The organism is Paenibacillus forsythiae T98, from assembly GCF_000520735.1.
Classification (GTDB): domain Bacteria; phylum Bacillota; class Bacilli; order Paenibacillales; family Paenibacillaceae; genus Paenibacillus_AQ; species Paenibacillus_AQ forsythiae.
In genome coordinates, this window is record NZ_ASSC01000754.1 from 1 (window position 1) to 2,712 (window position 2,712).

Consider the following 2,712-nt stretch of genomic DNA (forward strand, 5'->3'; position numbering starts at 1 on the left):
ACTGGAAGCACCTCGCCCGAGGCGTGGATACGATTGCGGTATATATGGGCGTCAGCCGTCTCGGGCAAATCCGGGAGGAGCTGCTGCGCCATGGCAAGCCGGGATCGACGCCGGCGGCGCTGATCGAGAACGGAACGACGACCCGCCAGCGGACGATTACCGGAACACTGGACAACATCGAACAGCTGGCAACCGCCTGCCGGGTCGGCAATCCGGCGATGATTATCATTGGGGAAGTTGTGAGGATGAATGAGCTGCTGACGCAACAGGCATCGGCGCCCAGCGAGCAGATTGTATAACCGCCAATCCCCAATCCATGAGTTTTTCCCGATTCGTATGTTTCAGTTTGGCCCGGGTGGTTAATTAATACACATGAACCCCTTTTTATAGATGTATGGCTCCGCCGGCTGGCGGAGTTTTTTTTGTGGACCTCTGTCAAGATAGTAGACACAGATTTTTAAGCAGCATGGTTTAGGTAAAGCTGTTCATACTCCGAGGGGTATGGTAATTATAGGTATAACGGCCCGCAGAATTATAGCATATTTTGGTATTAGGATAAAGTTTAGACAAAAATAATAGCCACCCTATGCGGGCAGCTAACGGAGACGATTTTTTATATAGCAGATTTCAACCAAACTTTATAGCAAATATCATGGGCTACCGAGCTTTGTTTATTGGGATCAGCGTCATAGTTGTAGTCGGCCGGGTTTGTGTCAAAAACATACATCACATTGGTCACAATATAGAGCTTACTATTCCAGAGGATTAATTCATCTTTTCTCGGAATAAAAGGTAATGCAACCAGGTCAAATGTTTCAACGCGTCCATGCGGCCCATCTTCGCTTAGCACAATTGCCAATTCAATAACTTTCAATTCCAATTTTTCCCTCAATCCTCCTTTCAGTATATTCTGTGTCTACTATTCAGTCTAACTCCACATTGAATCAACGAAGCGCAGACGTTTCCGTCGAGACCCTGTCGCCTATCTTAAACAGGTGGGAAATAAGTTGTGTTAGTTGATTGGACATCCGTACTTTTTTTCGCATTCATTCAGGCAGGCGCGGGCTGCCTTTATCCGTCTTCGATGATCTATGAATCAGTCTTCAGCTCCCGATTGATTGCATCAATCATCGACTGTATCCCTTCCTCGCTAAAAAACAAGCCATCACCCTCTGGGAGAAGCTCTCCCTGCTCGTGATCGAACTCCGCAAATCTCTGATCCTTCGGCAGCCTGTATATCCTGTGCTCCTTCAGTCCGTCGAAATGGTGTATTGGAGGCTGGCCTGTCAGATTGATGACATAAACAAGTCCCCGGCCGATATCCAGATACAGGTGATTTCTGTTTCTCCGGGGCGGCTTGGGCCTGGCCGAATTGAGCCTGATCTGGTGCTTGTATTCTTCACGGGACAGATGAAGTGTAACCACCTCATTGTTGTCCGCATCAACGGACAGGGTGAGACACGGAGCAATTTGGGCCAAAAAACGCAGCGCCTCCGAATCCCGAAGCGATTCGTCAAAAGTCCAGCCCAGCGGCAGCAGCACGTACTGTTCATTCCGGTCGAAGTAAGCCTTTTGCAGCACCGCTCGTAATGCGGAGTCACCGGCAACCGGATAAGGCTCAAGAACGCTGCGGTTTACCGTATAATGAAGCAGTTTTCTTTTTCTTCCTATATAAGTCTTGGTGAAGTCTTGATGGCGGTACAAATCCTCCATGACTGGAATAACGCCGCTTCTGGCTGAATGGAACAGCATTTTCGATCCAGGCTTGACGTGCTGCATGTAAATCTCCTGAATTTCACCTTGGGAGACACAAAGTTTGACATCCGTAAAATGGGGAGCAATCTCCTTCATTACGGTCTTTCGCGTCTCCTCGTCCTGTACCGGCAGGATGACCTGAAAATCATCGCTCAGCCAGATGCTCCCCGCCATAAAGAATTGAGCCAGCGGCGTAATGCCATCCGGCATGTCCTCCGCAGCGATCCTCTCGAACCGGAAGTCCGGCTGGCCGAATTCCATCCGCTCCTCCTCGGCAATGTATTCTACAAGGCTGCGTTTATTGATCCAATTAAGCACCGGATTGCCCTCCCTTGATCATTGTCCCATCCCGACCGGATCAGGTCACCTTTACGAACCGTTTGGCGAATTGATCTTGGTAATCCCGGGTAAAAAAGGGCCCGCTGATCTGTTCTCTCCACTGCTGATCGGACTTGATGCTGTCGAGGTCGGTATTATAAAATTTCTCGACCGAGCCTTTGGTCAGCGAGACGGAGTAAGTCTTCCCTTTGTACGGCAGCGTGATATCGATGGAAGCCATGCCCGGAAATTCGCGGAACAGCCGGGTCGATTCTTCCATTAAAATAGCGTGAACGGCGTTGACGGAGCCAAGCTTGTCTGAATAATCCGCTGCGGTAAGCTTGGTGCCCGGATTGGCCTGTTTGTACTCCGCGAAGCTGCCGAAGAAGCGAATCTCGATATTGTCCGTTCCGACGCTGACCTCTCTTACAAAAGGAGAGCCGTTCATCTGCCGTGTATAGGCCAGCACTTCCTGCTTGGGCAGCGGCACCTGGTCGGCAGGAGCTGCCTGACCGGATTCAGGCGAAGGTGGAACGGTGGCCCATGGCGTACTCGTTGCAGGCGCAGCGGACGATGGGCTTGGCGGCGCAGAATTACCGGCGGAAACGCCGGGCGCCGGAGACGCTGAAGGATTGGCCG

General features: G+C 50.9%; 4 protein-coding genes. 1 reads left to right on the forward strand and 3 read right to left on the reverse strand.

Annotated elements, in window-relative coordinates; all coding sequences use genetic code 11:
- A partial coding sequence (locus tag L692_RS0123005; RefSeq protein WP_025702316.1) for a uroporphyrinogen-III C-methyltransferase occupies positions 1–299 on the forward strand: 299 nt, incomplete at its 5' end.
- Positions 300–613: 314 nt separating this feature from the next.
- Here the strand turns inward: L692_RS0123005 and L692_RS0123010 are convergent.
- The 3 genes from L692_RS0123010 to L692_RS33180 all read right to left on the reverse strand — a co-directional run bounded on the left by L692_RS0123010 (position 614) and on the right by L692_RS33180 (position 2,563).
- Entirely contained in the window at positions 614–880 is a 267-nt protein-coding gene (locus L692_RS0123010) for a hypothetical protein (RefSeq protein ID WP_232238851.1), read from the reverse strand.
- A 209-nt stretch (positions 881–1,089) separates the two neighbouring features.
- On the reverse strand, positions 1,090–2,073 hold the full coding sequence (locus L692_RS0123015; protein WP_025702318.1) for a hypothetical protein: 984 nt from the start codon (positions 2,071–2,073) through the stop codon (positions 1,090–1,092).
- A gap of 40 nt (positions 2,074–2,113) precedes the next feature.
- Positions 2,114–2,563, reverse strand: a complete 450-nt coding sequence (locus L692_RS33180) for a hypothetical protein (protein WP_025702319.1) — start codon at positions 2,561–2,563, stop codon at positions 2,114–2,116.
- Positions 2,564–2,712: the final 149 nt, after the last annotated feature.